24 protein-coding genes and 1 pseudogene are annotated in these 23,742 nt (G+C 64.7%); 20 read left to right on the top strand and 5 right to left on the bottom strand.

Going from position 1 to position 23,742, the window contains the following annotated elements; genetic code table 11:
• Positions 1–9 precede the first annotated feature (9 nt).
• From KTQ42_RS22430 to KTQ42_RS22415, 4 genes are all read left to right on the top strand, one after another.
• Complete coding sequence (locus KTQ42_RS22430; RefSeq protein WP_217347838.1) at positions 10–1,173, top strand: Gfo/Idh/MocA family oxidoreductase; 1,164 nt, start codon at positions 10–12, stop codon at positions 1,171–1,173.
• Positions 1,174–1,181: 8 nt separating this feature from the next.
• Positions 1,182–2,369, top strand: coding sequence for a dihydrodipicolinate synthase family protein (locus KTQ42_RS22425; RefSeq protein ID WP_217347837.1), 1,188 nt, complete (start codon positions 1,182–1,184; stop codon positions 2,367–2,369).
• A gap of 1 nt (position 2,370) precedes the next feature.
• Positions 2,371–3,237 (top strand): sugar phosphate isomerase/epimerase family protein, encoded by an 867-nt coding sequence (locus KTQ42_RS22420; protein ID WP_217347836.1) that lies wholly within the window; start codon positions 2,371–2,373, stop codon positions 3,235–3,237.
• A gap of 122 nt (positions 3,238–3,359) precedes the next feature.
• The gene (locus KTQ42_RS22415; protein ID WP_217347835.1) at positions 3,360–4,022 is read left to right on the top strand and encodes a TetR/AcrR family transcriptional regulator; all 663 of its coding nucleotides are present in this window, start codon (positions 3,360–3,362) and stop codon (positions 4,020–4,022) included.
• A gap of 256 nt (positions 4,023–4,278) precedes the next feature.
• Here KTQ42_RS22415 and KTQ42_RS24145 read toward each other — a convergent pair.
• Positions 4,279–5,634 (bottom strand): annotated as a pseudogene (locus tag KTQ42_RS24145) (HipA domain-containing protein).
• Between the two features lie 23 nt (positions 5,635–5,657).
• Between KTQ42_RS24145 and KTQ42_RS24140 the strand changes: the two are divergent.
• The 5 genes from KTQ42_RS24140 (at position 5,658) to KTQ42_RS22380 (ending at position 9,433) form a co-directional block, all read left to right on the top strand.
• The gene (locus tag KTQ42_RS24140; RefSeq protein WP_249223065.1) at positions 5,658–5,828 is read left to right on the top strand and encodes a hypothetical protein; all 171 of its coding nucleotides are present in this window, start codon (positions 5,658–5,660) and stop codon (positions 5,826–5,828) included.
• Between the two features lie 334 nt (positions 5,829–6,162).
• Positions 6,163–6,963 carry a substrate-binding domain-containing protein gene (locus KTQ42_RS22395; protein WP_217347831.1) on the top strand — a complete coding sequence of 267 codons (801 nt, stop codon included), beginning with the start codon at positions 6,163–6,165 and terminating at the stop codon, positions 6,961–6,963.
• A 72-nt stretch (positions 6,964–7,035) separates the two neighbouring features.
• The gene (locus tag KTQ42_RS22390) at positions 7,036–7,917 is read left to right on the top strand and encodes a helix-turn-helix domain-containing protein (protein WP_217347830.1); all 882 of its coding nucleotides are present in this window, start codon (positions 7,036–7,038) and stop codon (positions 7,915–7,917) included.
• A gap of 171 nt (positions 7,918–8,088) precedes the next feature.
• The gene (locus tag KTQ42_RS22385) at positions 8,089–9,084 is read left to right on the top strand and encodes a tripartite tricarboxylate transporter substrate binding protein (protein WP_217347829.1); all 996 of its coding nucleotides are present in this window, start codon (positions 8,089–8,091) and stop codon (positions 9,082–9,084) included.
• Between the two features lie 31 nt (positions 9,085–9,115).
• The gene (locus tag KTQ42_RS22380; RefSeq protein WP_217347828.1) at positions 9,116–9,433 is read left to right on the top strand and encodes an NIPSNAP family protein; all 318 of its coding nucleotides are present in this window, start codon (positions 9,116–9,118) and stop codon (positions 9,431–9,433) included.
• A gap of 32 nt (positions 9,434–9,465) precedes the next feature.
• Here KTQ42_RS22380 and KTQ42_RS22375 read toward each other — a convergent pair whose 3' ends face one another.
• The gene (locus KTQ42_RS22375) at positions 9,466–10,101 is read right to left on the bottom strand and encodes a pyridoxamine 5'-phosphate oxidase family protein (RefSeq protein WP_217347827.1); all 636 of its coding nucleotides are present in this window, start codon (positions 10,099–10,101) and stop codon (positions 9,466–9,468) included.
• Between the two features lie 285 nt (positions 10,102–10,386).
• Between KTQ42_RS22375 and KTQ42_RS22370 the strand changes: the two genes are divergently transcribed.
• The 6 genes from KTQ42_RS22370 to KTQ42_RS24120 all read left to right on the top strand — a co-directional run bounded on the left by KTQ42_RS22370 (position 10,387) and on the right by KTQ42_RS24120 (position 12,641).
• Positions 10,387–10,836 (top strand): DUF1622 domain-containing protein, encoded by a 450-nt coding sequence (locus tag KTQ42_RS22370; protein ID WP_249223064.1) that lies wholly within the window; start codon positions 10,387–10,389, stop codon positions 10,834–10,836.
• Positions 10,833–11,318, top strand: coding sequence for an HPP family protein (locus KTQ42_RS22365; RefSeq protein ID WP_217347826.1), 486 nt, complete (start codon positions 10,833–10,835; stop codon positions 11,316–11,318). The genes KTQ42_RS22370 and KTQ42_RS22365 overlap by 4 nt, the downstream gene beginning before the upstream one ends.
• Before the next feature lie 72 nt (positions 11,319–11,390).
• The gene (locus tag KTQ42_RS24135; RefSeq protein WP_249223063.1) at positions 11,391–11,672 is read left to right on the top strand and encodes a hypothetical protein; all 282 of its coding nucleotides are present in this window, start codon (positions 11,391–11,393) and stop codon (positions 11,670–11,672) included.
• 54 nt (positions 11,673–11,726) lie between these two features.
• The gene (locus tag KTQ42_RS24130; RefSeq protein WP_349292186.1) at positions 11,727–12,269 is read left to right on the top strand and encodes a cation:proton antiporter; all 543 of its coding nucleotides are present in this window, start codon (positions 11,727–11,729) and stop codon (positions 12,267–12,269) included.
• Positions 12,217–12,459 carry a hypothetical protein gene (locus tag KTQ42_RS24125; protein ID WP_249223062.1) on the top strand — a complete coding sequence of 81 codons (243 nt, stop codon included), beginning with the start codon at positions 12,217–12,219 and terminating at the stop codon, positions 12,457–12,459. Before KTQ42_RS24130 ends, KTQ42_RS24125 begins: the two co-directional genes overlap by 53 nt.
• Entirely contained in the window at positions 12,453–12,641 is a 189-nt protein-coding gene (locus KTQ42_RS24120) for a cation:proton antiporter (RefSeq protein ID WP_349292185.1), read from the top strand. Before KTQ42_RS24125 ends, KTQ42_RS24120 begins: the two co-directional genes overlap by 7 nt.
• 37 nt (positions 12,642–12,678) lie before the next feature.
• Here the strand turns inward: KTQ42_RS24120 and KTQ42_RS22355 are convergent, their stop codons facing one another.
• Positions 12,679–16,281, bottom strand: coding sequence for a hydantoinase B/oxoprolinase family protein (locus KTQ42_RS22355; RefSeq protein ID WP_217347825.1), 3,603 nt, complete (start codon positions 16,279–16,281; stop codon positions 12,679–12,681).
• Between the two features lie 206 nt (positions 16,282–16,487).
• Here KTQ42_RS22355 and KTQ42_RS22350 point away from each other — a divergent pair, with 206 nt between their 5' ends.
• The 4 genes from KTQ42_RS22350 to KTQ42_RS22335 all read left to right on the top strand — a co-directional run bounded on the left by KTQ42_RS22350 (position 16,488) and on the right by KTQ42_RS22335 (position 20,223).
• Entirely contained in the window at positions 16,488–17,459 is a 972-nt protein-coding gene (locus tag KTQ42_RS22350; protein WP_217347824.1) for a TRAP transporter substrate-binding protein, read from the top strand.
• A gap of 100 nt (positions 17,460–17,559) precedes the next feature.
• A complete protein-coding gene (locus KTQ42_RS22345) occupies positions 17,560–18,069 on the top strand; it encodes a TRAP transporter small permease subunit (RefSeq protein WP_217347823.1) in 510 nt (169 codons plus the stop codon).
• A gap of 30 nt (positions 18,070–18,099) precedes the next feature.
• Positions 18,100–19,404, top strand: a complete 1,305-nt coding sequence (locus KTQ42_RS22340; RefSeq protein ID WP_217347822.1) for a TRAP transporter large permease subunit — start codon at positions 18,100–18,102, stop codon at positions 19,402–19,404.
• A 39-nt stretch (positions 19,405–19,443) separates the two neighbouring features.
• Complete coding sequence (locus KTQ42_RS22335) at positions 19,444–20,223, top strand: hypothetical protein (RefSeq protein ID WP_217347821.1); 780 nt, start codon at positions 19,444–19,446, stop codon at positions 20,221–20,223.
• Positions 20,224–20,439: 216 nt separating this feature from the next.
• Here the strand turns inward: KTQ42_RS22335 and KTQ42_RS22330 are convergent, their stop codons facing one another.
• A complete protein-coding gene (locus KTQ42_RS22330; RefSeq protein WP_217347820.1) occupies positions 20,440–20,895 on the bottom strand; it encodes a fasciclin domain-containing protein in 456 nt (151 codons plus the stop codon).
• 258 nt (positions 20,896–21,153) lie between these two features.
• Between KTQ42_RS22330 and KTQ42_RS22325 the strand changes: the two genes are divergently transcribed.
• Positions 21,154–22,140, top strand: coding sequence for a MerR family transcriptional regulator (locus KTQ42_RS22325; protein ID WP_249223061.1), 987 nt, complete (start codon positions 21,154–21,156; stop codon positions 22,138–22,140).
• Between the two features lie 17 nt (positions 22,141–22,157).
• Here the strand turns inward: KTQ42_RS22325 and KTQ42_RS22320 are convergent, their stop codons facing one another.
• Positions 22,158–23,714, bottom strand: a complete 1,557-nt coding sequence (locus KTQ42_RS22320; protein WP_217347819.1) for an AMP-binding protein — start codon at positions 23,712–23,714, stop codon at positions 22,158–22,160.
• Positions 23,715–23,742 lie beyond the last annotated feature (28 nt).

The raw sequence follows: 23,742 nt of genomic DNA, 5'->3' as shown, positions 1-23,742 counted from the left end.
GGAGAAACCATGACCACACAACGACTCGGCCTGATCATGCATGGCGTCACCGGCCGCATGGGCATGAACCAGCACCTGATCCGCTCCATCGTCGCCATCCGCAAGCAGGGCGGCGTGACGCTGTCCAATGGCGACCGGGTGATGCCCGACCCGATCCTGATCGGCCGCAATGCCGAGAAGATTGCGGCGCTGGCCAGGGCCCATGGCATAGAACGCTGGGGCAGCAACCTGGAGGAAGCGCTGGCCAATCCCGACGACACCGTCTTCTTCGATGCCGGCACCACCCAGATGCGCCCGACGCTCCTGGCGCAGGCCATCCGCGCCGGCAAGCATGTGTATTGCGAAAAGCCGATCGCCACCAACCTCAATGAAGCGGTGGAGATTGCCAGGCTGGCCGAGCGCTCGGGCCTGAAGCATGGCGCGGTGCAGGACAAGCTGTTCCTGCCCGGCCTGCGCAAGCTCGACATGCTGCGCCGGGCCGGCTTCTTCGGCAAGATGCTGGCGGTGCGCATCGAGTTCGGCTACTGGGTATTCGAAGGCGACCTGCAGCCGATACAGCGGCCTTCCTGGAACTACCGCAAGGAAGACGGCGGCGGCATGATCCTCGACATGATGTGCCACTGGCGCTATGTGCTGGACAACCTGTTCGGCGAAGTGCAATCAATCTCCTGCCTGGGCGCCACCCATATCTCGCAGCGCTGGGACGAGTCCGGCAAGCCCTATGAAGCCACCGCCGACGACGCTGCCTATGCCACGCTGGAGTTGAAAGGCCACAACGGCGAGCGCATCGTCGCCCAGGTCAACAGCTCCTGGGCAACCCGCGTCAAGCGCGATGACCTGGTGACCTTCCATGTCGACGGCACCGAAGGCTCGGCAGTTGCCACGCTCACCGAATGCCGCTCGCAGTCGCGGGTCAACACGCCGCGACCGGTGTGGAACCCGGACCAGAAACAAACCATGGATTTCGTCGACCAGTGGGCCGAGGTGCCGGACACCCAGGAATATGACAACGGCTTCAAGATCCAGTGGGAGCAGTTCATCCGTCACGTGGTGGAGGACGCGCCCTACCGCTACACGCTGCCGGAAGGCGCCAAGGGTGTGCAGCTGGTGGAGGATGCGCTGCTGAGCTGGAAAGAGCGGCGCTGGGTCGACGTGCAACCGCTGCCGCTGTGAGGCCGACAATGACGCTTTCACTGCAACTGCCGGGCGCGGACGGCGCGCTGCACGGCTATACGCCCAGTATGAGAACGCCGATCGTCGCGCCCGACCGGCCGGCCTTCAGCCGCATCGCCTATTCGGCCGCGCACGTGGTGGCCAACCCGCTGGCCGCCATCGATCCCTGGATGCAGGCAGCCGTCGACTGGGATGCCACCATCGCCTACCGCCAGCGGCTGTGGTCGATGGGCCTGGGCGTGGCCGAGGCGATGGATACCGCGCAGCGCGGCATGGGCCTGGACTGGAACACCTCGCTTGAGCTGATACGCCGCTCGCTCGACGCGGCCCGCGACTATCCGGGCGCGCTGGTTGCATCCGGCTGCGGCACCGACCAGCTGCCGCCCGAGTCGGCGCGCGATGTCGACGACGTGATCCGCGCCTACGAGGAACAGATGGAAGCCATCGAAGGCTTGGGCGGCAAGCTGATCCTGATGGCTAGCCGCGCGCTGGCGCGGGTGGCCGACGGCCCGTCGGACTATGAGCGGGTCTACAACCGCCTGCTGCAGCAGGCCAGGCAGCCGGTCGTGCTGCACTGGCTGGGCGACATGTTCGACCCGGCGCTGGCCGGCTACTGGGGCAGCACCGACATCGATCAGGCCATGGAGACGGCGCTTGGCATCATCCGCGCCAATGCCGGCAAGGTCGATGGCATCAAGATATCGCTTCTCGACAAGGACCGCGAGATCGCGATGCGACGCCGCCTGCCCGAAGGCGTGCGCATGTACACCGGCGACGACTTCAACTACGCCGAGCTGATTGCCGGCGACGGCGAAGGTGCGCTGCCGAACCACCACAGCAGCGATGCGCTGCTGGGCATCTTCGATGCCATCGCGCCGGCCGCGAGCGCCGCGCTGTCGGAACTGGCTGCCGGCAATGAAGCGGCTTTCCACGCGATCCTGGCGCCCACGGTGCCGCTGTCGCGCCACATCTTCCGCGCCCCTACCCGCTACTACAAGACCGGCGTGGTGTTCATGGCCTGGCTCAATGGCCACCAGAAGCACTTCACCATGGTCGGCGGCCAGCAGAGTACCCGCTCGCTGGTGCATTTTGCCGAACTGTTCCGGCTGGCCGACGCCGCCGGCCTGATCGAGCAGCCGGAACTGGCGGTGCGCAGGATGCGGCATCTGCTGGGATTGCATGGCGTTGGAGACTGAGATGCGCGACTTTTCCGAATCCCATCGCTGGCTGTCGATTAACACCGCTACCGTGCGCGCCCAATGGAAGCTCGACCGCATCATCGAGGAATGCGCCCGGCGCGAGATCCGCGCCATCTCCCCCTGGCGCGACCAGGTTGCCGAAGCCGGGCTGGACACAGTGACGCGGCTGCTGCGCGATACCGGCATGTCGCTCTCCGGCTACTGCCGCGGCGGCATGTTCCCCGCCACGACCCGCGAAGGCCGGCAGGATGCGCTCGACGACAACCGCCGCGCGGTCGATGAAGCCCGCGCGCTCGATGCCGCCTGCCTGGTGCTGGTGGTGGGCGGCCTGCCGGGCGGCCTGCAGGGCAAGCCCGAGCACAAGGACATCGCTGCCGCCCGCAACGATGTGCGCGACGGCATCGCCGCCACCCTGGAATACGCCAGGAGCGTGGGCATGCCGCTGGCCATCGAGCCGCTGCATCCGATGTATGCGGCCGACCGCGCCTGCGTCAACACCATGGCGCAGGCGCTGGACCTGTGCGACCTGCTCGACCCCGGCCGCAGCGGCGCGCTCGGCGTGGCGCTTGATGTCTACCATGTCTGGTGGGACCCGGAACTGGAAGCACAGATCCGGCGCGCCGGGAGCGAGCGGCTGCTGGCCTTTCACGTCTGCGACTGGCTGCTGCCCACCCGCGACCTGTTGAACGACCGCGGCATGATGGGCGACGGCGTCATCGACATTCCCCGCATCCGCGGCTGGGTGGAGCAGGCCGGCTTCGCGGGCTACAGCGAGGTCGAGATCTTTTCCGCGGAAAACTGGTGGAAGCGCGATGGCGGCGAGGTGCTGGACACCTGCATGCAGCGCCATCGCAGCGCGGTCTGAGCCGGCTGGCCGCCATCGCCTTGACGCTGGCGGCCAGCTTCCCCGGAAAGAACGAGCATGCATGCCCGCCAGCGGTTATCCTTGCCGCTCTGACCATCGTTTCGAGCAGGCACACAAGGCCAATGAGCAATCCCATCCATGACGACACGGCCGAGGCACCCGCCGGCCTCATCGGCCGCAATGCGGCGCGCACCCGCCAGGCCATCATCGAAGCGGCCACCGATGAATTCGCCGCGCTCGGACTGGGCGGTGCCCGCATCGACGCCATCGCGGCGCGCGCCGGCCTGAACAAGCGCCTGCTCTATTACTACTTCGGCAACAAGGAGGCGCTGTTCCAGGCAGTACTAGAGCGCGCCTACGAAAACATCCGCAGCGCCGAGCGCGAACTGCAGCTCGACGAGATCGACCCGGTCGAGGCGATACGCCGTCTCGTCTCCTTCACCTGGCATTACTACATCGGGCATCCGGAATTCCTCACGCTGCTCAACAGCGAGAACCTGCACCAGGCCGCACACCTGAAGAATTCGGCCCAGATACAGACGATGAATTCGCCCCTGATCCAGACCCTGGACAAGGTGCTGGAACGCGGCCGCGCCGCCGGCCTGTTCCGCGGCGGCGTGGATCCGCTGCAGCTGTATATCTCGATTGCGGCGCTGTCCTTCTTCTACCTGTCGAACCGGCATACGCTGTCAGTGGTGTTCGGGCGTGACCTGCAAAGCCCCAAGGCGGAGGCGGAGCGGCTGTCGCACATGACCGAGCTGGTGCTGGGTTACGTGCTGCGCTGAACCGGCGCTGGAAGGCGTTTTCTCGGTAGCCAGGGTTTGCACAGCCGGAAAAAATTGGCGTGTTATGCAGCAGCTTCCACACGCCGGCAAATGCTGCCGCGTCGAACAAGCCGGCATCGCTCTGCGCCTGCTCGCGGCCGCAAGTCCCCTGTCGCGCATCAGCGCAACAAGTGCACTTCAGGACCAGCAACCGCCGGGGATTTCAGGGGAGACGGGCAACGGTCGCCATGATTGCCTGAAGCTGCGCAGGTCCGCTTCAAAACAGGTTCTTGTCCACTTTCGAGATCAGCGGGGCTACCCGCATCGCTTCCGCTGCCTGGCGCACCACGACGTCTTGAACGCGCAAAAGCATGGCCTGTTGCGCGCCCTCGTTCTCAAGCTTCTTTACGAGCCGGGTGAGCACATCCAAACAGGCTTTTGCCATCCGACGCAACTCGCTGGCCACTAGTCGCGGTGCTAGCTTGTTTTCGTGAGCCATCTGGGCCCAGTCGTGGGCGCTGATCCTGAGTGGATCAAAGTTGTCGCCGACTGCCATGGCCAGCGTGTCTTGGACGTTGCCGCCGGCATAGACCAAGGCACAAACCAGGTCATAGGCTAGCGCGACAGCCAGCCCGCCGTTCTCGCAAAAAAAGCTCATGTTCTTGGCGTGCGCATCGGTATTGCCGATTAGCACCTCAAAAATTGCCCAGCGCAGGAACTGCAGCTTCGACACAACGGGCGCAGGCGTGATCGTCTTGTCGTCAAGCAGGGTCAGGAACCGGTTGAGCGACGCGCCGTCGCGCACGTTCCGCACATCGGGAGCATTGCCATACGGGCGTTCATATTTAAAGTCGACCGGCAAGCCCAGGGCCTGGCAGCCATCGATGCAATGAATCCGCTAGACGAACGTCTTACCGTTTGTCGCCGGCATAACGACACGGTCGAAGCGCTCGATGACCAGCATCGCCTCGGGCACATGCCTAAGGTGGACATTCGCAACCGGCAGCTTGAGCGCAGCAGCAAGGCGCATGCAGATGAATTCATTCGTGATCATGCCGGCCATGAAGCTGGCGACGGGCTCGGGTTTGGCGATCAAGGTGGACGCCAGGCGCGGGTCTTCGACCAGGAACCATTGACCATCTTCCTGGTAGACCACCAGTTTGTCCTGGTAGCCGGCAATGGACAGGCGAACCTTGCCATCCCAGACGGAAAATAGCATCTGCGGCCGTTCCCGGATCCGTTGGTAGAGCTCCGCATCGGTCAGCAGGCGTGACGGCTGTCCCAGCTGGCCGAGGTCTTCGTCGGGCAGCGTAAACATCAACGCGCCGGCAGTCTCCCGACCCAGCACATGCAACAACCCCATCACGCTGGTCCTGGAAACATTATTGACGCCGGCCGCGTCTTCCAGCGCTTGCCCCTCTGGCAGGAGGTTCTGGAAAAACTGCCGTACGACCGCACTATGCTGGTCGGCGCTCTGTTTCGGGTCGGGCGTAAGGGGCAGTGACGGCCCAAGCGCAAAGGCGCCGCGTTGGTCTAGCCAGTCCGGTTCGTACTTGCACGCGAATTGGCTCATGGCGCCGTCATACGACAGCAACCCGACACGCTGTCGTCGAGCCCACACGACGAGATTCATTTTTCGTTCTCGCTGGAAGCGGTATGCCTGATGTGACTGCGCAGTGCCTCACGCTGGACGGCCAGTGCAACGAACAGGCTGACGCCGAGTGCATCAGCAATCTGGAGGATCTTCCCGATGCTGACGCCCGGGCGGCCGGCTTCGACGTCGACAAGAGTTTGTATGGACACGTTGGCGACCAATGCCGCGTCTGACACGGTCACGCGGGCCTGTGCGCGCGCGTCCCGTACGGCCCTTGCAAGCACATCGACCGAGCTTACGAATGGGTCGGTAGGGAAGGAAACAGGTTAAACCGTTCTCATGGAAACACCAAATATTCTGTAATAGCAGATTATTAACTGACGCCACTACAGCACGCAGTTTAAATTCTGCGGTCGCAGAATTTTAGAAAAGTGATGCCATCGAAACTTTTAAAGTTCTACTTTAATAGAATTAATTGTGAATTGTTGCCGTTGCACAAGACCGGGGCTGGTGCTGGGGTACGTGCTACGCTACATCCTGATACTCGCTCATCAAAGGACGAACATCGTGCCATCCCGATTCCTGAACAAGCAGCGCCCCCGGACCCGTCGCGTCATCGTTGCGGGCCTCCTGCTGGCCACGACCCTGGCCGCTTGGCTGTCGCCGGCAAGCGCGGCGGAAATGCGCCTCTATGCAGCGGCCGGCGTGAAGGCGCCGCTGGAGCAGATTGCACGCGACTTCGAAGCGGCGACTGGACACCGCGTCATGCTGCTGTTCGATACCGCGGGCGCTGCGGAGCAGCGTTTCATCGCCGACCCGGCGGCAACCTTTCTGGTGACCACCGAGGCCAGGCTGCGCGCGGCCGAGAAGGACGGGCGGCTGGGCAACGGCATGACCAGCCTGATCGGCGCCACCGTGGGCGGCCTCGCCGCCCCGCCGGACGGCGAGCGGCCTGCCATCGCCACGCCCGAGCAATTGCGCGCCGCGCTGCTTGCCGCGCCACGCATCGCCTTTTCCGACCCGGCGCGCGGCGCCACCGTGGGCAAGCATTTCCTGCAGGTGATCGAGGAACTCGGCATCCGCGAGCAGGTGCTGGGCAAGGCCACGCTGGCCAGGGATGGCGTCGAGACCATGCATCTGGTTTTGGAAGGAAAGGCCGACCTCGGCGTGACGCAGATCAGCGAAATCGTCCAGGCCGATGCACGGGCATTGCTCGGCCCGTTTCCGGGCCGGTTCGACCTGGCCACCACCTATGCGCTGTGGCTGAACAAGGATGCCGCGCCCGAAGCCACGGCATTCGCCACGCTGGTCACCAGCGCCGCCGAACGCGAGCGTCTGCGTTCGCATGGCCTGCGCCCGCCCGAGTAAGGGGTGTCTGCCGCCGACTTCGGCCGGCGCCGTTCGTGCGTGGCGCGCCGAATTCGGGCATGATCCGCGACCATGCGCAACATCGATCCCTTGCCCAACTTCCCGGTGTCGAGCTTCAGTGCCGAGGCCGATACCTTCCTGTTCGACCTGGTCCGGCTCGATGGCCGCGACGACGTGCCACGGCCCTTCCTGCACCGCCATGGCTACTACCACCTGCTGTGGATTTCCGATGCGCGCGGCCAGCACCTGCTGGATTTCGACACCCTGGCAGTGACGCCGCATTCGGTGTTCTTCATCGCGCCCGGCCAGATGCATGCCTGGAACTCCGACGTCGCACCCACCGGCTACGTGCTCAACTTCAGCGCCGAATTCTTCCTGCAGATCTATCCGCGCCCGGAAGACATTCCCTTCTTCGATGTCGGCCATGCCCATCCCGCGCTTTACCTGTCGGCGCGGCAGCATGGGGAGCTGCTGCCGCTGGTGCAGTCGATCGAGCAAGAATTTGACGGCAGCGCGGCATGGCGCAACGATGCCATCCGCGCCCTGACCATGCTGCTGATGACGCGCCTGCGCCGCCTGCAGCCGGAACGCGGCGCGGCCGACGCGGAAGCCTCACCCAGGCATTACGGCCTGGCCAGGCGTTTCAAGCTGCTGGTCGAGCAGCACTACCTGGAAGCGATGCCGGTGCGCGATTTCGCCGCGGCCCTGCGGGTCACCGAGCGCCGCCTGAACGAAGCCATCAGGCAGGCCACGGGCAAGACGGCGTCGGCGCTGATACAGGAACGGATACTGCTGGAAGCCAAGCGGCTGCTGACCCAGTCCGAACTTGGCGTCTCTGAAGTGTGCTACCAGCTCAACTTCGACGACCCGGCCTACTTCTCCCGCTTCTTCAGAAAGCACACCGCCTGCAGCCCGCTCGAATTCAAGAAGCGCTATGCCGGACCGGTTTTCTGACGGCTGAGACGTCGCCAGCGCGCCGCGCAAAAAAGTCCAAGCAAAACACGCTTGCGTCCTAACGTTCGGCTACGCCCATCCCTTACGCTCCCTGCACAAGAGCCGATGCCGGCCGTATGCCTGACGCACGCGGCGGCCCAAGCCACCGACATCTTTTGCCGAGGAGACGCGATGAAACATCCGAACCGCCGTAGGGCGCTAGCATTAGCCGTTGCGCTTTGCGCGATGCCCTTGGCCCATGCGCAGCAGAAGCCTGACCAGAAAGCCGACGACTTTCCCAACCGCCCGGTGCGCCTGATCGTGCCCTTCGCACCGGGCGGCGCGACCGATGTGATCGCCCGCACCGTGGCGCAGAAACTGTCGGAAAAATGGGGTCAGTCGGTCATCGTCGACAACCGTGCCGGCGCCAACGGCAATATCGGCGCGGTGCAGGCGGCCAGGTCGCCGGCCGACGGCTACACGCTGCTGATGGCCACCTCCAGCCATGCGATCAATTCCTCGCTGTACCGCAAGCTGGACTACAGCCTCAGCAAAGATTTCGTCGCGCTGTCCAACCTGGCCTCGGTGCCGCTGATCTTGGTTGCGCATCCGGATGTGCCTGCCAGCTCGGCGAAACAGCTGGCCACCTATGCCGCCGGCCAGCCGGGCAAGCTCAATTTCGGCTCCGGCGGCGTCGGCACCGCGGCCCATCTGGCCGGCGAACTCTTCAATACCGCCTCAGGGGCCGGCATGGTGCATGTGGCCTACAAGGGTGGCACGCTGGCCATGAACGACCTGCTGGGCGGCCAGATCCAGGTCATGTTCGCCAACCTGCCTGAGGCCCAGCCGCAACTGAAGTCGGGCCGGCTGCATGCGCTTGCCATCACCGGCCGGCAACGCAGCCGCCAGCAGCCCGAGGTGCCGACCTTCGCCGAGTCGGGTTTTAGGGAGATCGATCTGCAGTCCTGGTTCGGCCTGTTCGCGCCGCGCGCCACGCCGCAGCTGCTGGTGGACAGGATCAGCCGCGACATCGCCGCGGCAGTGGCCGATCCGGCGGTGCAGTCACGCCTGCGCGATCTGGGCGCCGATCCGATTGGCAACCAGCACCAGGAATTCCAGGCCTTTGTCCATGCCGACATCGAACGCTGGCGCCTCTTGGTACAGAAATCTGGCGCAAGCGCAGATTAATCACATAAACATCACAACAGGAGCAATCAGCATGATCATCGATTTACGCACGTACACCATGGTGCCGGGCCGCCTGAAAGCCTTTCTGGATCTGTACGAACGGGAAGGCCTACCGGTGCAGCGCAAGCACCAGGGCGACCCGGTCGGTTATTTCGTCACTGAAATCGGCACCAACAACCAGGTGGTGCACCTATGGGGCTATGAAAGCCTGGCCGACCGCGAGAAGCGTCGGGCGGCGCTGGAAGCCGACCCGGAGTGGGCGGCCTATCGCGCCAAAAGCGGCGCCGCCGGCAATGTGCAGCATCAGGAAAACAAGATCCTGAAGTCGGTATCGTTCTCGCCGATGTGAGCCGGCGCGGCCGCGCAATACAGTAAGAACACTCAGTACATGCTGTCCCTGAGCCGCGCCGCCAGCCCGGCGTCGTACTCGTTACCATCGATTTCGGCCCGGGAGAGCGCGGCCAGTATCGCGCCGACGCTGGGCAGGCTGGCCCGGTCGACGCGCGCCGCCGGGTCCCACAGGCGGGAGCGCAGTATCGCGCGCGAGCACTGGAAGAACACCGCTTCCACGGCAATCTTCAGCACCGTGCGCGGCGCCTTGCCATTGATGGCAAAGCTTTCCAGCAAGCCGGGATCGGCGTGGATGGTGGCGCGGCCATTGACCCGCAGGGCTTCGCCCATGCCTGGCAGCAGGAACAGCAGCGCCACCCTGGGGTCATGCAGGATGTTTTTCAGGCTGTCGATGCGGTTATTGCCGCGCCGGTCGGGCAACAGCAATGTCTTCGGGTCATGCACGCGAACGAATCCCGCCGGGTCGCCGCGTGGCGATGCATCGAGTCCGTGCGGCCCAGCGGTAGCCAGCACCGCAAATGGCGATGCCTCGATCAGGCGTTGGTAAAGCGGATGGATATGGTCGGCCTCCTTCGCAATGCTGGCCGCGATGGGCGCGCCATACAGCGCTTCGAGGGTTTCCAGGTTGTCGATGCAATGCGCCGGGTTCAGGTCGTTCAAGGTCATGCTCCATTCTCAGCTATCCGGTCTGGCGCCATACCCACTGCATGCGACGGAAAGGCGCGCTGCGGAAACAATAGCAGACCCGCGGCAATCCTTGCCGTCCTGAGCATGCGGGCTGCAAAAGGCAGCGCCGCGGGATTGGTCTCTTTCCCAGTCGACGCCTCCGTTTGAGGTTGATTTCATGCCTTGCGCATACTCAACACGTCCGTTCGGAACCGTTGTTTTGCGGCACTTCCCCCAGGAGCGGCACGATTCCGCGCAAAGTTTTGTCCATGGCGCTGGATTACCTTGGCTGAGGCGCGCCTTGCCGCGAACGGCGTGCCATCCAGCCAGCAGGCATTCATCGAGGAGGCGTCAGCATTGTTTACCCGCGTCGAGGAAACCGTACAGTCCAGCGTCGAATGGCTGCGCCTGCTGGTCGAAACCCTGGGCGCCGTGGTCATTGCCGCCGGCGTGGTAGTAGCCGTCATCGGGCTGCTGCGCCAGATGCGCGATGCGCAATCCGGCGGCTTCGGCGCGGTGCGGCTGTCCTTTGCCCGCTACCTGACCCTGGCGCTGGAACTGCAGCTGGCAGCCGATATCCTGTCGACCTCGGTGGCGCCAACCTGGGAGCGCATCGGCAAGCTGGCGGCGATCGCCATCATCCGTACCGCGCTAAACTATTTTCTCAGCAGGGAAATGGAGCAGGAGACGAGACTACCGAAACCAGCGCACACCAGGACGGGCATGCCGCCATGAGCGCGCGCCGCAAGCGCATCGGCCTGAAAGGCGAACTGCTGCTGGCCTTCATGCCGATGGCGACCGTGCTGCTGGTGCTGGCGCTGGTCGAGGCGCTGAGCAATCAACGGTTGCTCTTTGCGTCGCTGGCTTCCAGCGCTTTCCTCATCTATCTCGACCCGGAGCATGCGGTGAACCAGGTCAGGACCCTGCTGCTGGCGCAGATCGGTTCGGCTGCCATCGGCCTGGCCTGTTACCAGTTGCTGGGGCCGGGCTACCTGTCTGGCGGTCTGGCCATGGTGCTGGCGATCGGCCTGATGATCATCAGCGATGCGATGCATCCGCCGGCCGTCTCCAGCGCGCTGAGCTTTGGGCTGCGCTCGGGCGACGCCAGCAACCTGCTGCTGTTCTGCATGGCGGCCGGCGTTACCGCGTTGCTGGTGGTGATGCAGCGCATGGCACTGTGGACCCTAGAGCGTGTCACCCGCCCCAACAAGGGTTGATGCCTTGCAAGAGATGACGTAGTGCCAAGCCGGCGTGGCGGGCAGGCGCACTAAAAACAATGAGGGAGCCGGATGCCTGATATTGCCGCGATTTTTCTGACATTCACGGCCGTCCTGGCCTACCTGAACCGCAGCTTCATCGGCCTCCCTCCCACCATAGGCGTCATGGTCATCGCTCTGGCGCTGTCGCTGATGACCATCGGCCTGGACGCGCTGGGCTTTGGCGTATTGCGCGACTTCGAGGAATCGCTGCTGCACAAGGTGGACTTTTCCGGCCTGCTGATGGAAGGCATGCTGTCGCTGCTGCTGTTTGCCGGCGCCCTGCAGGTGGACCTGAGCGAACTGCGGGTCTAACGCTGGTAGATCGGCCTCCTGGCCATCATTGGCACCACGGCTTCCACGGTCGTAGTGGGCCTGCTGCTGTGGCTGGGCCTGTCCTACACGGCGCTTGCAATGCCGCTGAGCTACTGTCTGCTGTTCGGCGCGCTGATCTCGCCCACCGACCCGATTGCGGTGATGGGCATACTAAAGTCCGCCGGTGCGCCAGCCAACGTGGAGCTGGTGATTGCCGGCGAGTCCCTGTTCAACGACGGCGTCGGCGTGGTGCTTTTCTCCCTGCCGCTGTGGGTGGTCCACGGCGGCCGGATACCCAGCCTTGCTGAAGGTGCGCTCCTGCTGCTGGAGGGGGCCGGCGGCGGCATCGTGCTCGGACTGGTCATCCGCTATGTCGCTTATCGCATGCTCAAGAGCATCGACAGCTACCAGGAAAAGGTGCTGGTCACGCTGGCCGCGGTGATCGGTGGCTATGCGCTGGCCAGCACACGGCATGTATCGGGACCGCTGGCGATGGATGGTGGTGGTCGGCCTGATCATCGGCAACCACGGCAGGGCGCTGGCCATGTCGGAACAGACCCGGCGCCATGTCGACATGTTCTGGTGGTTGCTCGATGAAATCCTGAACGCGGTGCTGTTCGTGCTGATCGGGCTCGAAATCATCGTGATCACCAATGCGCGCGGCCTGCTGCCGGCCGGCCTGATCGCGATCGGGATCACCCTGCTGGCCCGCCTGCTGACCGTGGGCCTGCCCATCCGCATGCTGCGCGCCCTGTTCCACCTGCCCTCCGGCGCTGGAAGGTGCTGACCTGGGGCGGCCTGCGCGGCGGCATTTCAGTGGCGCTCGCGCTCTCGCTGCCGGCCGGGCCGCAGCGCGATATCATCGTCGCGCTGACCTATATGGTGGTGGTGTTCTCGATCCTGGTGCAGGGCCTGACCATCGGCAAGGTGGTACGCGGCCGCATAGACTGCGCCTCGTCGCCGCACTGAAGCGCGTCCGGCCCGATCCGCTTAGGCCGGATGCGCCCTAGTCCTCCGCCTTGCCATAACCCCCGCCGCCCGGCGTTTCGATCACGAACACATCGCCGGCCTGCATCTCGGTCTTGTCCACATGCCTTAGCTCATCCCTGGCGCCACCGGCCCGCAGCACATAGTTGCGGCCCTTCGCACCCGGCTCGCCGCCGGCCATGCCGAACGGCGCATGCAGCCGGTTGTTCGACAGGATGGATGCCGTCATCGGCTCAAGGAAGCGCACCTTGCGGATGCCACCGTTGCCGCCATGCCATTTGCCGCGGCCGCCGGTCCCGGGATTGATCTCGTAGCTCTCCAGCCTGACCGGGAAGCGGAACTCCAGGATCTCCGGGTCGGTCAGGCGCGAGTTGGTCATATTGGTCTGCACCACGTCGGTACCGTTGAAGCCTTTGCCCGCGCCGGAGCCGCCGGAAATGGTTTCGTAATACTGGTAGCGGGCATTGCCGAAGGTGAAGTTGTTCATCGTGCCTTGCGACGCGGCCATCACGCCCAGCGCGCCATACAGCGTATTGGTGATGCAGGTGGACGTTTCCACATTGCCCGACACCACGGACGCCGGATAGCGCGGATTAAGCATGGAGCCTTCCGGGATGATCACGTTTAGCGGCTTCAGGCAGCCGGCATTAAGCGGTATATCGTCGTGGACCAGGGTGCGGAACACATACAGTACCGCCGCCATGCAGACCGCCGACGGCGCGTTGAAATTGTTCAGCAATTGCGCCGAGGTGCCGGTGAAATCGATGTCGGCGCTGCGCGTGGCCCGGTCCACCCTGATGGCGACCCTGATCACCGCGCCGTTGTCGAGCGCGTAGGTGTAGTTACCATCATGCAGCGCCGTGATCACGCGCCGCACCGCTTCCTCGGCATTGTCCTGCACATGGCCCATGTAGGCCTGCACCACGTCCAGGCCGAAGTGGGTCACCATCTTGCCCAGTTCTTCCACGCCCTTCTGGTTGGCGGCGATCTGGGCCCGCAGGTCGCCCATGTTCTGTTCGGGATTGCGGGCCGGATGGCGCGCGCCTTCCAGCAGCGCGCGGGTCTCGGCTTCGCGCAGGCGACCGGCTTCCACCAACTTGAAGTTATTGATCAGCACGCCCTCTTCCTCGATCACCGTGGAATCGGGCGGCATCGAGCCCGGCGTGGTGCCGCCGATGTCGGCATGGTGGCCGCGTGAACCGACGTAGAACAGGATGGTTTCGCCGGCTTCGTCGAATACGGGGCTGATCACGGTGACGTCCGGCAGATGGGTGCCGCCGTGGTAGGGATCGTTGAGCATGAAGACATCGCCCGGCCGCATCGCGCTGCGGTTTTCCTGCATCACGGTCTTGATGCTCTCGCCCATCGAGCCCAGGTGCACCGGCATGTGCGGCGCGTTGGCGATCAGGTGGCCGCCGGCATCGAATATGGCGCAGGAAAAGTCCAGCCTTTCCTTGATGTTGACCGAGTAGGCAGTGTTCTGCAGCCGCAGGCCCATCTGCTCCGCGATCGACATGAACAGGTTGTTGAAGATCTCCAGCATCACCGGGTCAGCACTAGTGCCCAGCGCGCGCCGCTCGGGCCGGGCCTCGAGGCGGGTCAGCACCAGGTGGTCCAGCGTAGTGACTTCGGCTTGCCAGCCCGGCTCTACCACCGTGGTGGCATTGGCTTCGGCAATGATGGCCGGGCCGCGGATCAGGTCCCCGGGTCGGGTGTTATCGCGCCGGAACATATTAGCCTCCTGCCAGGCGCCGCCGGAATAGAAGTGCAGCGGCTGCGCCGCATGCAGGGGCCCATGGCGCAGCGGCCGCGACGCCGGCTGCTCGCGCGGCGCGTCGGATGGCCCCACCGCCTCGACCGACACGGCCTCCACGATCAGCGCCTTGCCCTGCATCAGGAAGGAAAATCGCTTGCGATAGGCTGCCTCGAAGCCGGCCTGCATCTCCGCCAGCGTGCCAAACGGCACCACCAGCGCGGAATCGGTGCCTTCATAGCGGAGGTGAACCCGGCGCAGCGCGATGATGCGCTGTGCCGGCACGCCCTGCGCCAACAGGTCCTGCCTGGCCGCCTCCGCCAGCTGCGACAGCTTCTCTTTCACCGCCACCATCGCCTCGTCGGAAAGCCTGGCCTCGACCGCGGCCTCGCGCATCGCGGTCTGGTCGGCCAGGCCCATGCCATAAGCCGAGAGCACGCCGCCCAGCGGATGGCAGAACACCCGCGTCATGCCTAGGGCGTCGGCCACCAGGCAGGCATGCTGGCCGCCGGCGCCGCCGAAGGTGGCAAGCACGTATTCGGTCACGTCATGGCCGCGCTGCACCGAGATCTGTTTGATCGCATTGGCCATGCTGGCCACCGCAATGGCGAGGCAGCCTTCGGCCACCTGCTCGGGCAAGGGCGTCCTGCCGGTGGCCTGGCCGATCTCGGCGGCCATGCGGGCAAAGCCGGTGCGCGCTGCCTCCAGGTCTAGCGGCTGGTCGCCGTTGGGGCCGAACACCGTCGGGAAATGCGCCGGCTGGATCTTGCCCAGCAGGACATTGCAGTCAGTGACGGTCAGCGGCCCGCCGCGGCGGTAGCTTGCCGGGCCGGGATTGGCGCCAGCGCTGTCGGGTCCGACCCGGTAGCGCACCCCGTCGAAATGCAGGATGGAGCCGCCGCCCGCGGCGACCGTATGGATGCTCATCATCGGCGCACGCATGCGCACGCCGGCAACCTGGGTCTCGAACACCCGCTCGAACTCGCCGGCGTAATGGGAAACGTCGGTCGAGGTGCCGCCCATGTCGAAGCCGATCACCTTGTCAAAGCCCGCCAGTTCGCTGGTGCGCGCCATGCCGACGATGCCACCGGCCGGCCCCGACAGGATCGAGTCCTTGCCCTGAAAGGCATGGGCATTGGTCAGGCCGCCGCTGGACTGCATGAATTGCAGACGCACGCCCGGCATCTCCTGCGCCACTTGGTCGACATAGCGCCGCAGGATGGGCGACAGGTAGGCATCGACCACGGTGGTGTCGCCACGCGAGACCAGTTTCATCATCGGGCTGGTCTGGTGCGAGGCCGATACCTGGGTATACCCAATCTCGCGCGCCATCCGTGCAACCGCGGATTCATGCGCGGTATAGCGGTAGCCATGCATGAAAACGATGGCCAGCGCCCGATAGCCTTCGTCATAGGCCTGGCGAAGCGCGGCCGCAGCGCCCGCCTCGTCCAGCGCCAGCACTGTCTCGCCATGGGCGCCGACGCGCTCGTCGATCTCGATGACCCGGCTGTACAGCAGTTCCGGCAGCACGATATGGCGGTCGAACAGGCGCGGCCTGTTCTGGTAGGCGATGCGCAGCGCATCGCGATAGCCGCGGGTGATGGCCAGAACGGTGCGCTCGCCCTTGCGCTCCAGCAGTGCATTGGTGGCCACCGTGGTGCCCATCTTCACCGCTTCCACCAGGTCGGAAGGAATCGTGTCGCCAGCACCCAGACCGAGCAGGTGCCGTATGCCGGCCACCGCCGCGTCCCGGTACTGTTCAGGGTTGTCGGACAAGAGCTTGTGCGTCGTCAGGCTGCCATCCGGCCGCTTCGCAACGATGTCGGTGAAGGTGCCGCCCCGGTCTACCCAGAATTGCCAGCGTTGCATGCGAAACCACCCTTTCAGTTTGGTTGGCGGGCAGCCATCATCTTTCGCCCGGCACCGGCCATGATAGCGGCAGCCGCGCGGAACAGGAAAGTGGCTTGCGATGGCACAAGCCCCTTGCCCACGCTTGCCCTTGAGAAAAGCAGCCGTTAGCGCTACTCTTGCCGCGCGATTCTTTCCTTAACATGCCAGTCACCACGGGATTACCCATGCGTTTGAGCAAGCTTGCAGTCGCCCTCTCCTTTATCGGCCTTAGCGCCGCGGCCCAGTCCCAGACCAAGTGGGACATGCCAACCGCCTATCCCCCCAATAATTTCCATACCGAGAACGTGCAGCAGTTCGCCGCCGATGTCGACAAGGCCACTGGCGGCAAGCTCAAGATCACCGTCCATGCCAATGCCTCGCTGTTCAAGGCGCCGGAGATCAAGCGCGCGGTGCAGGGCGGCCAGGCGCAGATCGGCGAGATCCTGCTAGCCAATTTCGAGAACGAGAATCCGCTCTATGGCGTCGACGGCATTCCCTTCCTGGCCACTTCGTATGAGGAATCGATGAAGCTGTACAAGGCATCGAAGAAGGCGCAGAACGACCTGCTGGGCAAGCAGGGCATGATGATGCTGTATGCGGTGGCCTGGCCGCCGCAGGGCATCTATTCAAAAAAGCCGATTGAGTCGGCGGCCGACATGCGCGGCCTGAAATGGCGCGCCTACAGCCCGTCCACCAGCAAGATCGCCGAGCTGGTCGGCGCGCAGCCGGTCACGGTGCAGGCATCCGAGCTGTCGCAGGCGCTGGCCACAGGCGTGGTCGATTCCTTCATGACCTCTGGCTCAACCGGCTACGACTCCAAGGTCTATGAGCAGGTGAAGAACTTCTACGACACCCAGGCCTGGCTGCCGAAGAACGCGATCATCGTCAACAAGAAGGCATTCGACGCGCTCGACCAGCCGACCCGCGACGCCCTGCTGAACGCCGCCGAGACCGCCGAGGCACGCGGCTGGAAGGTGTCGGCCGAAAAGAACGAGTGGTACCTCAATGCGCTAAAGGAAAAGGGTATGACGATCCACAAGCCATCGGCCAAGCTGCAGGCCGACATGAAGCAGGTTGGCCAGGTGATGCAGGCAGACTGGCTGAAGAAGGCCGGGCCGGAAGGCCAGGCCGTGATGGACGCCTACCGCAAGAACTGACTGGCGCCCGATGGCCAGCAGGCGCCGTGCATGGCATGGCGCTTGCTGGCTTTTGATTTTCCTGAAATCGGCCTCATTACGGACCACCTCACGGACCACCATGCGCGCTCTACTCGACAGACTCTATATGGCCGCCGGCTATGCCGCGGCCTTTTTCATGGTGGCCACGCTGCTGATGGTGGTTGCCGGCATCGCCGACCGCGCGCTGGCACTGGGCTGGCGCGGCACCGACATGTATGCCGGCTATGCAATGGCAGCCTGTGGCTTCCTGGCGCTGGCGCATACCTTCAAGCGCGGCGAGCACATCCGGGTGTCGCTGCTGCTGCAGGCGGCGTCGCCACGCATGCAGCGGGCCATGGAGATCTGGTCGCTGTTCGCGGCCAGCCTGCTGGCTGCGGCCTTTAGCTTCTACGCCATCAAGCTGACCTGGCAATCATGGGAATTCCATGACGTCTCCACCGGCAACGATGCCACGCCGCTGTGGATGCCGCAGGTGAGCATGGCGGTGGGCGCCGTCGTGCTGCTGGTTGCCCTGCTCGACGACCTGGTGCTGGAGCTGCGCGGCAAGCGGGTAGTGCGGGCAAGCGCCGAGCAACTGCGCAACGAATAAACGCTGGCAACCAAGAAGGGCAAGGCATCCATGGATCTCCTGATTACCGCGCTGCTGATCGCGGTGCTGTTTGCAATACTCGCTTCCGGCGTCTGGATCGGGCTGGCCCTGTCGGGCGTGGCCTGGATCGCGATGGCGCTGTTCTCCGCCCGTCCCGCCGGCGACGCCATGGCCGTCACCATCTGGGGCGCATCCTCTTCCTGGACGCTGACTGCCCTGCCGCTGTTCGTGTGGATGGGCGAGATCCTGTTTCGCACCCGGCTCTCGGAAGACATGTTCAAGGGCCTGGCGCCATGGCTGGAAAACGTGCCGGGCCGGCTGCTGCACACCAATGTGATTGGCTGTGCCATCTTTGCCGCAGTGTCAGGCTCGTCGGCCGCCACCTGCGCCACCATCGGCAAGATGACCATTCCCGAGCTGACCCGGCGCGGCTACCCGGAAGACAAGATTATCGGCACGCTGGCTGGCGCCGGCACGCTGGGCCTCCTGATACCGCCTTCCATCATCATGATCGTCTATGGCGTCTCGGCCAATGTCTCGATCGCGCAGCTGTTCATCGCCGGCATCGTGCCCGGGCTGCTGCTAGCGGCGCTGTTTTCCGGCTATATCGTGGTATGGGCCCTGGGCCACCCGGATGCGATACCGCCAGCCGCCGAGAAACTGAGCTTCCGGCAGAAGCTGTATGCGTCGCGCCACCTGGTGCAGGTCGGCCTGCTGATCGTGCTGGTGCTGGGCGCGGTCTACTCGCCCTGGGTCACGCCAACCGAAGCGGCTGCCGTAGGCGTGCTGGGCGCGCTGGCGCTGTCGGCCGCGCAGGGATCGCTGAATCGGCAAACCTTCATGGACAGCTTGCTGGGCGCAACCCGCCTGTTCTGCATGATCGCCTTGATCTTGTCCGGCGCGCAGTTCCTCACGCTGGCGATGGGCTATCTCGGCCTGCCGCGCCACCTGGCAGAGTGGATTGCCTCGCTGGGACTGTCCACCGCCATGCTGATTGCGATGCTGACCGTGTTCTTCATCGTCCTCGGCTGCTTCCTCGATGGCATATCGATGGTGGTGCTGACCATGGGCGTGATTCTGCCCACGGTGGAAAAGGCCGGCATCGATTTGATCTGGTTCGGCATCTTCATCGTGCTGGTGGTGGAGATGGCGCAGATCACGCCGCCGGTGGGCTTCAATCTGTTTGTGCTGCAGGGCATGACCAGCAAGCAGATTCCGTGGATCGCCAGAGTCACACTGCCGATGTTCTTCCTGATGATCGCGGCCCTGGTGCTGGTGTACCTCTTCCCTGACCTAGTGCTAGGCCTGCCGCGCTCGATGCGGGCCGGCGGATGAGCCGGGCGCGCGCAGCGGCCCCGAACTGAAAGCCGGCGCATGCTGCTGATGAGGCTGCTGCTGGTGCCACTGCTGGTGGTGCTGCTGACGCTGGCCGACCGCCGTTGGGGCCCGGCAGTGACTGGCTGGCTGACTGGCTTTCCCATCGTCGCCGGCCCGATCCTCCTGCTGATCGCGCTTGAGCAGGGGCCGGCATTTGCCTCGCATGCGGCGCTCTGGTCGCTGTCGGTGGTGCTGGCCAATGTCTGCTTCGGCATTGCCTATTCATGGGCTGCGCGATGCCTGCCCTGGTGGTTGTGCCTGGTGGCCGGCAGCATCGGCTTTGCCGCCGGTGCGCTGGCGCTGTCCTGGCATCCGCTGCCGCCGTGGCCGGCGCTGGCGCTGACGCTGGCCGGCCTGTTCCTGGCGCCGCGCGCCTTTCCGCGCGTGCAGCTTACTACCCCGCTGCCAACGCCCGCCCGCGGCGAACTGCCGGCGCGCATGCTGGCCGGCGCGGCCATGGTTGCCATGGTGACCTTCCTGGCGCAGCGCCTGGGGCCGCATGTCAGCGGCATCCTGACGGTGTATCCGGTCATGAGCCTGGTGCTGGCGGTGTTTTCGCATCTGCATGCCGGGCCGACGCATGCGATCCGCCTGCTTGGCGGCGTGGTGGGCGGGCTGTATGCCTTCAGTGCATTTTGTTTTGTAGTGGGGATGGCATTGCCGCGGCTGGGCATCGCAGCCAGCTTCATGCTGGCGCTTGTCTGCGCGCTGTCGGTGCAGGCAGTGACATTCTGCATCCGGCATCCCCAGCTTGTAGCAAGCTGGCGCAGGCGTTAGCGCTGCTGGCCTGACTGGCCTGGACGAGACCGGGGTACACTGGCCCTGAAACAGGATGCGGCGATCGTCGTTGCGGGGTTCCGGCGAAGCGCTGCAACGCAGCGCCAGGGTCAATCTGGCCGGTATCGGCAGGCTAGTCAGGCCAACAGCCCGATAGGGACCAGCGCGGGCAGGCCTCGAGGCCGGGATGCCCACCCGCACTGGCTTACTGCAAGCTTATTGCGGCATGATCACCGAATCGATTGCATGGATCACGCCGTTGTCGGCGGCCACATCTGCCTTGACGACGGTGGCATTGTCGATGCCCACCTTGCCGCCGTTCATGCTGACGGTGATCGGGCTGCCTTCCACCGTCTTGACCTTGCCGGCCTTGACATCGCTGGCCATCACCTTGCCCGGCACCACGTGGTAAGTCAGCACCTTGGTCAGCGACGTCTTGTCCTTGAGCAGCGCATCAAGCTTGTCCTTGGGGATCTTGGCGAATGCCGCGTCGGTCGGCGCAAACACGGTGAATGGCCCCGGACCCTTCAGCGTGTCGACCAGGCCAGCCGCCTGTACCGCCGTCACCAGCGTGTTGAACGAGCCCGCCGACTTGGCAGTGTCAACGATATCGGCCGCTTGGGCAAAGCCGGTTGCGACAGTTAGTGCAGCTGCGATGATGATTTTTTTCATTGTCTACTCCTTCGTATGAACATCAGAACGACAGAACAGCGCAACTGAGCGCTGCAAACGGAACCATGCGATCCAAGCCATACCCGCCGTGCCAGGCGAGCGCAACAGCCATGCATGCCAGGCACGCCCCGATCTGCTGGATTCGGCGTCCCGGGTCACATTGAACCGCTAGGTCTGCAACTTAGGCTTTAAAAACTGCTCTGTCCAGTGTTTGTCTCGGTATAATGACGATGATAACGGTTCAATTACGGTTCAAATATGTCAGAGTCGATCCAGATCAATGAAGTTGCCGAAGATCAGGCAGAACACAAGGCGATGCACCGCACCGGTGTCGCGGCGCGGCTGGCCGGCTTGCCGGTGGAGACTTTGCGTGTCTGGGAGCGGCGCTACGCCCTGTCCGAGACCGAGCGCTCTGCCCATGGACAGCGGCTTTACTCGGCCGAACAGGTGCGCCGCCTTGGCCTGCTCAAGCAGCTGGTGGATCAGGGCCATCCGATCGGCGTGCTGGCCGGCCTGCCGATGCGGCAGCTGGAGGAAATGACAGTGTCGCAGGCGTTACCCGAGGAAGACACGGGCCGGATGATGCGAGTCGCCTTGCTGGGGGAGAGCATCATCCGGCGACTCGCTGCTGGCGGCCGCGATAGCCTGGGACTGGTGGTGCGCGCCAGCTGCACCCAGCTGGCGCAGGCCGAAACGGTGCTGCAGGATGCGGATGCCGACCTGCTGCTGGTGGAGCTCTCGGAACTCGATGACAGCGCCGTGCCGCGCATCGTCGCCGCCCGGCGCGCCTGCAGCGCCGTGGCAGTGGTGGTGCTGTACCGCTTCTGCGCCAGCGCCACGATACGTCATCTGCGCGCGCAGGGTTGCCTGGTAGCGCGGGTGCCACCCGAGCTGGGCGAGCTGCTGCTATTGTGCCGGGCGGCGCTGGCGAATGCCCGGCCGCCGCTACGCGAACGCCGTCCCGTCCCTGCGCCGCCGCGGCCGCGCAGGTTTAGCGACGAGGCTCTGCTGGCCCTAGCTGGCGCCGCCAACAGCGTGGATTGCGAATGTCCGCGCCATCTGGCTGACATCCTGATGACGGTGGGCAGCTTCGAGCGCTACAGCGCGCAGTGCGCATCGCGCAACGAGCCCGATGCGCAGCTGCATCAGGCGCTGCAGCTGGCGGCCGGCCAGGCGATGGCGATCCTGGAAGACGCGATGGAAAGGCTGGCGCGGGCTGAAGGCCTGCCGTTGACGCCTGCCTGAGCAGGGAAGGCCCCACGCTACGCGACGCGCCTTTCCTGCCCGACCCAGTAGCGCTCTCTGACTTCCTTGCGCGACAGCTTGCCATTCGCGTTCTTTGGCAGCTCGCTGACGAAATCGATTGAACGCGGCTTCTTGAAGTCGGCCAGCAGGTCTTTGCAATGCGCCATCAGATCGGCCTGGCTCGCCGTGTGGCCGGGGCGCAGCACCACTACCGCCTTCACCGCCTCGCCCCATACCGGGTCGGGCACGCCCACGACGCAGGTTTCGTAGACGGCGGCATGGCGATACAGCGCCTGCTCGATCTCTGACGGATACACATTGAAGCCGCCGGAGATGATCATTTCCTTCTTGCGGTCGACGATAGTCAGGTAGCCGTGCCGGTCCATGCGCGCCAGGTCGCCGGTATGCAGCCAGCCGTCCTTCAAGGCTGCGGCCGACAGTTCCGGTTCACGCCAATAGCCGGCAAACACATCCGGGCCGCGTATCACGATCTCGCCTATCTCTCCCTGCGCGACCGGCTTGCCGTCATCATCGACCAGCTGCAGTTCCGATTCGCTGAAGATGCGGCCGCAGGAAGACAGCAATTCCTCGCGTCCCTCCTCCAGCGCGATGCGGTGGTCCTGCGTGCTCAACGCCACCAGCCCGCCGGTGGTCTCGCCGGCGCCATATCCTTGCGACAGCACCGGCCCGAACACCTGCCAGGCTTCGCGGATGCGCGACGGTGCCATCGGCGCCGAGCCATAGGTCACCTGCTTCAGTGAACCGAGGTCGTAGTCCTTCACGCGCGGATGCGCCACCAGCATGTTGATCATGGTCGGCACCAGGAAGCAGGCGCTGACCCGGTAGCGCTGGATCGAGGCCAGGAAGGCTTCGGGCTCGAAGCGTTCATGCAGCAGGATGGCGCCGCCCTGGAACAGGTAGGGCTGGATGAACATGCCGCTGGCATGGGTGATCGGCCCGGCCAGGGCCAGCACATCGCCCGGTTCGGCGCGCAGCCGGTTCATCACCACCTTGCGCAGCGACGCCATGCGGTTGCCCACGGTCTGCATGGCTGCCTTGAGCTTGCCGGTCGAACCCGAGGTGTAATGCAGCACCGCCAGGTCCTCCGGCGCCATCTCGACATCCGGGCTGGCGGCGCTGGACTGCGCCAGCAGCGCTTCGTAGTCCAGGAAGCCCTCGCAGGCTGCGCCGAAGGCGATGAACCTGCGCACGCTCGGCAGCGACGGCGCCAGGTCGGCAATGGCGGCGGCATGCGCCGGCTCGGACAGCATCAGCACCGGCTCGGCATTGCCGGCGGTGTCCAGCACTTCGGCCTTCGACAGCCGCGCATTAAGCGCCACCTTCACCAGGCCAGCCTTGTACAGCGCGCATTCCAGCTCGATCAGTTCCGGCCGGTTCCAGGACTGCACCGCAATGCGGTCGCCCTTCCTTGCGCCCAGTGCCAGCAGCGCATTGGCCAGCCGGCTGGAGCGCTCGTCGAGCTGCTGGAAAGTGGTGATCGCATCATTGAAAATGATGGCGGGGCGGTCGGGCCAGTATTGCGCACAGCGTGTGATGAAACGCCCTTGGTTCATGAAAGTCTCCTGTTGGTCAACGGTGGAA

It is taken from the genome of Noviherbaspirillum sp. L7-7A (assembly GCF_019052805.1).
Classification (GTDB): Bacteria; Pseudomonadota; Gammaproteobacteria; order Burkholderiales; family Burkholderiaceae_D; genus Noviherbaspirillum_A.
The sequence above is the reverse complement of the archived record's forward strand: the minus strand, read 5'-3'. Positions and strand labels throughout refer to the sequence as shown.